Origin of the sequence: Streptomyces roseochromogenus subsp. oscitans DS 12.976, from assembly GCF_000497445.1 — a bacterium.
Lineage (GTDB): Bacteria > Actinomycetota > Actinomycetes > Streptomycetales > Streptomycetaceae > Streptomyces > Streptomyces oscitans.
In genome coordinates, this window is record NZ_CM002285.1 from 4028822 (window position 1) to 4035850 (window position 7029).

The following is a 7029-nucleotide window of genomic DNA, read 5'->3' on the forward strand; positions in this document are numbered from 1 at the left end:
CGTCTGACTCCCAGTCAGCGGGCTGTCTTCCCGGCCGTTGGGCCGTTCCGACGAGTGAGACTTTAGCGGATTCCATGCTCCCGAGCTAATCGGGGGCTGCGTCCTTTCGAACGCGGATTCCTCATTTCACAAAATACGCATACCAAAGCAGCCGATGCCACAGCATCGATTGCTGGTAGGTACTTGCGGAATGGCTGTCCGGGGACCGACCGGAGTCGGCGCTCACGTCGGACAACCCGGAGAACACTACGGATCGAGGTGAGGTGTGTCAACTCTTGTCCTTGAGACGCCCCGAGGGCGTACTCTGGCCCACATGACGACGCGTACGTGTACCCAGCTTTGGTGGGCCGCCTGACGGCGGCCGTACTCACGTATGCAACCAACGGCCGCCGCCTCGGCGGCCGTTCTCATATCTCCTCCGGACTCCGGGGGCCGGCCGCAGGAGCGGCGGTCCCGACCAGGAGGTGGAGTGGAGATGACGCGGGTCTTCAGCGGGATCCAGCCGACCGGGCACCTGACGTTGGGCAACTACCTGGGAGCCCTGCGGCGCTGGGTGGAGACGGACCAGCACCAGGCTGACGCGCTGTTCTGCGTCGTGGATCTGCACGCGCTGACCGTGGACCAGGATCCGGCGCGATTGCGCAGGCTCAGTCGGCAGACGGCGACGTTGATGCTGGCGGCCGGGCTCGACCCCGAGGTGTGCACCGTGTTTCTGCAGAGCCATGTCGACGAGCACACGCGGCTGTCGTACCTGCTGGAGTGTGTGGCGTCCGACGGTGAGATGCGACGGATGATCCAGTACAAGGAGAAGGTCGCGCGGCAGCAGGAGCGCGGCGCGAGCGTGCGGCTGTCGTTGCTGACGTATCCGGTGCTGATGGCGGCGGACATCCTGGCGTACGGCGCGGGCGAGGTGCCGGTCGGGGACGACCAGGTGCAGCATGTCGAGCTGGCACGGGATCTGGCGGTGCGGTTCAACCAGCGGTACGGGCACACGTTCGTGGTGCCGAGGGCGACGCGGCCGGGGGTGGCGGCGCGGGTGATGAATCTGCAGAACCCGACGGCGAAGATGGGGAAGTCGGACGACTCGGGTCTGGGGGTCGTCTATCTGCTCGACGAGCCGGACGACGTGCGGAAGAAGGTCATGCGTGCCGTCACCGACAGCGGGCGGGACGTGGAGTACGACCGGGAGGGGCGGCCGGGGGTCGCGAATCTGCTGGAGATTCTCGCTGCGTGCACGGGCGGGAACCCTGAGTCACTGGCGGGCGTTTACCAGTCGTACGGCGCTTTGAAGAAGGACACCGCGGACGCCGTGGTGGAGGTCCTCAGGCCCGTGCAGGCCAGGCACAGGGAGCTGTGCGCGGATCCTGCCTTTGTGGAGGGGGTGCTGCGGGATGGTGCGGAGAAGGCGAGGGCGATGGCCCGGCCGACCGTTGATGCGGCGTATCGGGCGATCGGGCTGTTGCCGCCGGTGTTCGATACCGCGTTGAGTGCGGCCACCCGTTAGAGCCTGCCTGTGCGGGCCCGTTCGGGCGGGCCCGCACCTGTGGGGGCCCGCGTGCGGGGACGGGCGTGTGGGGGCGGGTGGCTGTCGGTGAGTCATCGCCCCCGGTGCCGGGTCAGTCCTTGTTGCCGGAGGCGAGTTCGCGGCTGCGGTCGCGGGCGGCTTCGAGGGCGGCGATGAGGGCGGCTCGTACGCCGTGGTTCTCCAGTTCGCGGATGGCGTTGATGGTCGTGCCGGCCGGGGAGGTGACGTTCTCGCGGAGTTTGACGGGGTGTTCGCCGCTGTCGCGGAGCATCACGGCGGCGCCGATGGCGGACTGGACGATGAGGTCGTGGGCCTTGTCGCGGGGCAGGCCGAGCAGGATGCCGGCATCGGTCATGGCCTCGACCAGATAGAAGAAGTACGCAGGACCGGAGCCTGACAAGGCGGTGCAGGCGTCCTGCTGGGTCTCGGGGACGCGGAGCGTCTTGCCCACGGCACCGAAGATCTCCTCGGCGTGTGCGAGGTGCTGCTCGGTGGCGTGGCTGCCGGCGGAGATGACCGACATGGCCTCGTCGACGAGGGCCGGGGTGTTGGTCATGACACGGACGACCGGGGTGCCTGCGGGCAGGCGCTCCTCGAAGAAGGAGGTGGGGATTCCGGCGGCGCCACTGATGATCAGGCGGTCGGCGGGGACATGCGGGGCCAGCTCGTCCAGGAGGGTGCCCATGTCCTGCGGCTTGACCGTGAGGATGAGGGTGTCGGCGGTCTTGGCTGCCTCGGTGTTGCTGACCGGGGTGACTCCGTAGCGGGTGCGGAGTTCTTCGGCGCGTTCGGGGCGGCGGGCGGTGACCAGGAGGTCGGCGGGGGCCCAGCCGGCCCGGATCATTCCGCTGAGCAGGGCTTCGCCGATCTTGCCGGTGCCGAGGACTGCGACTTTCTGGCTCATGGGGTTCAGTTTCGCACCGGTGAGGAGGGGGGCGGCTGGGTTGTCCGGTGGGCGGAACGGCGGCTAGGCCGTGCGCCGTCGTAGCGTCGCCGCTCCCAGGCCCAGTACCAGCAGGGCGCAGCACGCGACGATCAGGACGTCTCGCACGAACGTCGCTGTCATGTCGGTGTGGCGCAGGACCTCGTTCATGCCGTCGACGGCGTACGACATCGGCAGGACGTCGGAGATGGCCGTCAGAGCGGGGTGCATGTCGGACCGGGGAGTGAACAGGCCGCAGAGGAGGAGCTGGGGAAAGATCACCGCGGGCATGAACTGGACCGCCTGGAATTCCGAGGCCGCGAAGGCCGAGACGAAGAGACCGAGGGCCGTACCGAGCAGGGCGTCGAGGAGGGCGACGAGGAGGAGCAGCCAGGGGGAGCCGGTGACGTCGAGGCCGAGCGCCCACAGCGCGAGTCCGGTGGCGAGGGCGGACTGGACGATGGCGAGGGTGCCGAAGGCGAGGGCGTAGCCGGCGATGAGGTCGGCCTTGCCGAGGGGCATGGCGAGGAGGCGTTCGAGGGTGCCGGAGGTGCGTTCGCGCAGGGTGGCGATGGAGGTGACGAGGAACATCGTGATCAGCGGGAAGATGCCGAGCAGGGATGCGCCGATGTTGTCGAAGGTGCGCGGGCTGCCGTCGAAGACGTAGCGCAGCAGGATCAGCATCAGGCACGGGACGACGATCATCAGCGCGATGGTGCGCGGGTCGTGGCGGAGTTGGCGCAGGACCCGGGCCGCGGTGGCGGTGGTGCGGGAGGCGTTGAGCGCGCCGGTGGGGGCGGCCGGGGCGGTCGTACTCATCGGGTCGTCTCCTGGGTGCGGTGTGCGGTGGCGGCTTCGTCGACGAGGCGGAGGAACGCGGCCTCGACGGTGTCGGTGCCGGTGCGGGTGCGCAGGGCGTCGGGGGTGTCGTCGGCGAGGATCTCGCCCTCGCGCATGAGGAGGAGGCGGTGGCAGCGTTCGGCCTCGTCCATGACGTGGGAGGAGACGAGGAGGGTGGCGCCGCGGGTGGCGGCGAGGTCGTGGAAGAGGGTCCACAGGTCGCGGCGCAGGACGGGGTCGAGGCCGACGGTGGGTTCGTCCAGGACGAGGAGTTCCGGGGTTCCGAGGAGGGCGACGGCGAGGGAGACCCGGCTGCGCTGGCCGCCGGAGAGGTTGCCGGCGAGGGCGTCGGCGTGGCTGGTGAGGTCGACGTCGGCGATGGCTCGGCTGACGTGTTCGTGGCGGCGCTCTGCGGCGGCGCGGCCCGGGTCGAGGATCGCGGCGAAGTAGTCGAGGTTCTGGCGGACGGTCAGGTCGTCGTAGACGGAGGGGGCCTGGGTGACGTAGCCGATGCGGCTGCGCAGGGTGGCGTGGCCGGCGGGGTGGCCGAGGACGTTCAGGGTGCCGGTGACCTTGGCCTGGGTGCCGACGATGGCGCGCATGAGGGTGGACTTGCCGCAGCCGGAGGGGCCGAGCAGGCCGGTGATCTGGCCGCGGGGGACGGTGAAGCGGAGGTGGTGCAGGACGGTGCGGGGGCCGCGGACGACGGTGAGGTCGTCGGCCTGGATGGCGGTGGTGGCCGCGGTGGAGGGGGTGAGCGGGTCGGTCGGTGGGTTCGACGGGTAATTCATCACGCGATGAATAATCTGCCTGGAGCATCGCTGACGTCAAGGGGTGCGTGCTGGTGCGGTGCCGTGCGTGCGGGTGCAGATACGACAGCGGCGGCCGGGAGGGCACCCGGCCGCCGCTGTCGACGGGACTTTGCCCAGGTCAGGGCTTGGTGGCGACGAGGAGAAGCACGTCGTAGGCCTCCTCGACGACGCCGTCGGGGAAGGCTTTGAGCAGATGGGCGCGCTCCTCTTCCAGGAAGGCGGTCCTGCGCTCCTGCGACGCGACGAGGAAGGCCGAGTGGCTGCCGATGTTGGCGAGATGGGTGTCGACCGGGACGCGACGGCTCCAGCGGACGTCGCGGCGGACGAAATCCAGGCGCCCGCTGGGGTCGGCCAGATCGGTGCGTTCGCCGGCCTTGCGCTTCTTCGCGGCGACGTCCACGCCGAGGAAGCGGCCCGTACGGTCGGCGGCCTCCGCGATCCAGTCGACGTCGAGCGCCTCGGTGTTCCACCACACCGCCAGCGCACCGCCCGGCCGCAGCACCCGCAGCGCCTCCGGCACCGAGCGGGCGGTGTCGGTCCAGTGCCAGGCCTGGGCGTAGGTGACGAAGTCGGCGTACGCGTCGGCGACGGGGAGGGCGTTGCCGTTGCCGCGGACGATCGGGAGCTGCGGCAGCCCGCGGCGGAACTCGGCGGCCATGCCCTCCCCGGGTTCGACGGCGAGGACATCGGCGCCGCGGTCGTACAGGAGGGCGGTCGCTATGCCCGTACCGGCACCGACGTCCACGACCCGGGCACCGGACAGGGACCGGCCGGCCAGCTCCTCGACGGTGTCGAAGAGAGCGGGCGGATAGGAGGGGCGGTTGGCCGCGTACTGAGCGACGGCGGAGTTGAAGGAGTGCGCGCGGGCCGCGTGCGAGGAAGTGGGCGGGGTCGGTGGTGTCGTGGTCATACGGACATCCTGGGACGCCGGGGACAGGACGACATCGGGATTTCCGGAGCGGGAGGCGGTTTTTCCGGGAGCGGTACGGGCCGGAGGCCGGTGTCAGCGGTCGCGCTTCTTCTTCGACGGGTTGCCGGTGCGGCGGGAGGTGCGGCGGTCGTGGGCCTCGCGGGCCTGGTCGTACTCCTCGCGGTGGAGCTTCTCGCCCGGGGCCTCGGTGAGGGAGCGGAAGAAGTAGGCGAGGAGGGAGCCGACGAAGCCGATGGCGAGCAGGCCGCGCAGGGAGGCCTGGCGCTGCGGGTCGTGGCGCTTGCCGAAGCCCTCCCAGGTGTTGCGGAAGGCGAGCGCGCTGCAGATCGCGAACATGGCGATGATCAGGACGGTCACAAAGGAGCCGGTGTCCGCGATCTGGATGCCCTCGTAAGCGAAGCGCAGGACCAGGCAGGAGGCGACGGCCGCGGCGAGCGAGCCGACGGCGACGCCGGCCCGGCGGGCGGTGTAGCCGTTGTCGTGGTTCACCCAGGTGGTGCCGAAGAAGCGGAGGGGCTCGGGGCGGGGGCCGCCGCTCGGGGCAGTGCCGCCGGAGGAGCCCGCCGGGGTGTCCGGGGTGCCGGTTTCGTCGCTCACGGAACGATTATGGCGCCGGACAGGGGCGGGCTCCCGGTGGGGTCAGGCGCAGCGCGAGGCGACGTAGCCGTCGCTGCCGGTCTGGACATAGGCGTCGGAGACGTACTGGCCGTTGTCGATGTTGTCCCAGATGTTGGAGGTGCCGTAGGGGCCGGAGACGTTCGTACCCGGCGTCTGGCAGAAGATCGGGACGCGGGTCCCCTCGGGCAGGACGCGCACGATGGCGTAGCTGGTGCCGGGGCCGTTGCGGACGTTCAGCCGGACGCCCGGAGCGACCGCGTACGTACGCACGTCCGCTGCGGCCGTCGTGGCCGCGGGCCCGGTGCCGGTCTCGGCCTCTTCGACACGGTCAACAGACATATGAACCTCCCCCGTTGGACCCATGCGTGTCATGGGCACCGTTGATTCCCTGGGAACAAGCCGCGGAACACCCGTGCGCGACTCGCACGCGGAGGCTAGCAAGCCGCCTCTGCCTCGCACGAGTCATCGACTAGGCTCCGTGCGTCGCGCGCGCGGAGGAACAGCACGGGGGTGGTCGCATGACGCCACGCAGGAACACGGGAGCGGGCGCGGAAGCGGAACTTCCCGAGTACGCCGGTCACTATCGCTTGGACGCACGCCTGGGCTCGGGCGGCATGGGTGTCGTCCATCTGGCCCGGAGTACCTCGGGGATGAAGCTCGCGGTCAAGGTCGTACATGCCGAGTTCGCCAGAGACCCCGAGTTCAGGGGGCGTTTCCGGCAGGAGGTGGCTGCCGCCCGCAAGGTCAGCGGGGCATTCACCGCGCCCGTCGTCGACGCCGATCCGGATGCCGAACGGCCCTGGATGGCCACACTGTTCATCCCCGGCCCGACCCTCTCCGACGAGGTGAAGCGGAACGGGTCCATGGCTCCGGCGCAGCTGCGCCGGCTGATGGCGGGGCTCGCCGAGGCGCTGCGCGACATCCACCGGGTCGGGGTCGTGCACCGGGATCTGAAGCCGAGCAATGTGCTGCTCGCCGAGGACGGGCCGAAAGTCATCGACTTCGGCATCTCCCGGCCGAAGGACAGCGAACTGCGCACCGAGACGGGCAAGTTGATCGGCACTCCGCCGTTCATGGCGCCGGAGCAGTTCCGGCGGCCGCGCGAAGTGGGGCCCGCCGCCGACATCTTCGCGCTCGGGTCGGTGATGGTGCACGCGGCGACCGGGCGCGGGCCGTTCGACTCCGACAGCCCGTACGTCGTCGCGTACCAGGTGGTGCATGACGAGCCGGACCTCACCGGTGTGCCGGAGGATCTCGCGCCGCTGGTACTGCGGTGCCTGGCCAAGGAGCCGGACGACCGGCCGACCCCCGATGAACTCATGCGGGAACTGCGCTCGGTGGCGGCCTCCTACGACACGCAGGCGTTCATACCGGTCCCAGC

General features: G+C 70.2%; 8 protein-coding genes. 2 read left to right on the forward strand and 6 right to left on the reverse strand.

Features of this window, described 5'->3' with window-relative positions; all coding sequences use genetic code 11:
• Positions 1-475: 475 nt before the first annotated feature.
• Positions 476-1504, forward strand: a complete 1029-nt coding sequence (gene trpS, locus M878_RS67115; protein WP_031225152.1) for a tryptophan--tRNA ligase — start codon at positions 476-478, stop codon at positions 1502-1504.
• Between the two features lie 112 nt (positions 1505-1616).
• Here trpS and proC read toward each other — a convergent pair whose 3' ends face one another.
• The 6 genes from proC to M878_RS67145 all read right to left on the reverse strand — a co-directional run bounded on the left by proC (position 1617) and on the right by M878_RS67145 (position 5987).
• Entirely contained in the window at positions 1617-2429 is an 813-nt protein-coding gene (gene proC, locus M878_RS67120; protein WP_023547644.1) for a pyrroline-5-carboxylate reductase, read from the reverse strand.
• Positions 2430-2492: 63 nt separating this feature from the next.
• A complete protein-coding gene (locus M878_RS67125) occupies positions 2493-3266 on the reverse strand; it encodes an ABC transporter permease (RefSeq protein WP_023547645.1) in 774 nt (257 codons plus the stop codon).
• The gene (locus tag M878_RS67130) at positions 3263-4081 is read right to left on the reverse strand and encodes an ABC transporter ATP-binding protein (protein WP_023547646.1); all 819 of its coding nucleotides are present in this window, start codon (positions 4079-4081) and stop codon (positions 3263-3265) included. Before M878_RS67130 ends, M878_RS67125 begins: the two co-directional genes overlap by 4 nt.
• A gap of 136 nt (positions 4082-4217) precedes the next feature.
• On the reverse strand, positions 4218-5009 hold the full coding sequence (locus M878_RS67135) for a class I SAM-dependent methyltransferase (protein WP_023547647.1): 792 nt from the start codon (positions 5007-5009) through the stop codon (positions 4218-4220).
• Positions 5010-5102: 93 nt separating this feature from the next.
• Positions 5103-5627 (reverse strand): hypothetical protein, encoded by a 525-nt coding sequence (locus tag M878_RS67140; protein ID WP_023547648.1) that lies wholly within the window; start codon positions 5625-5627, stop codon positions 5103-5105.
• Positions 5628-5669: 42 nt separating this feature from the next.
• Positions 5670-5987, reverse strand: coding sequence for an SH3 domain-containing protein (locus M878_RS67145; protein ID WP_023547649.1), 318 nt, complete (start codon positions 5985-5987; stop codon positions 5670-5672).
• 179 nt (positions 5988-6166) lie between these two features.
• On the opposite strand from M878_RS67145, the gene M878_RS67150 reads away from it, so the two are divergent.
• On the forward strand, positions 6167-7029 hold an 863-nt coding region (locus M878_RS67150; RefSeq protein WP_023547650.1), incomplete at its 3' end, for a serine/threonine-protein kinase.

Excerpts from the sequence above, each read along its gene's own strand:
- trpS (WP_031225152.1), top strand. The coding sequence starts at position 476 with ATGACGCGGGTCTTCAGCGGGATCCAGCCGACCGGGCACCTGACGTTG.
- proC (WP_023547644.1), bottom strand. The coding sequence starts at position 2,429 with ATGAGCCAGAAAGTCGCAGTCCTCGGCACCGGCAAGATCGGCGAAGCC.
- M878_RS67125 (WP_023547645.1), bottom strand. The coding sequence starts at position 3,266 with ATGAGTACGACCGCCCCGGCCGCCCCCACCGGCGCGCTCAACGCCTCC.
- M878_RS67135 (WP_023547647.1), bottom strand. The coding sequence starts at position 5,009 with ATGACCACGACACCACCGACCCCGCCCACTTCCTCGCACGCGGCCCGC.
- M878_RS67145 (WP_023547649.1), bottom strand. The coding sequence starts at position 5,987 with ATGTCTGTTGACCGTGTCGAAGAGGCCGAGACCGGCACCGGGCCCGCG.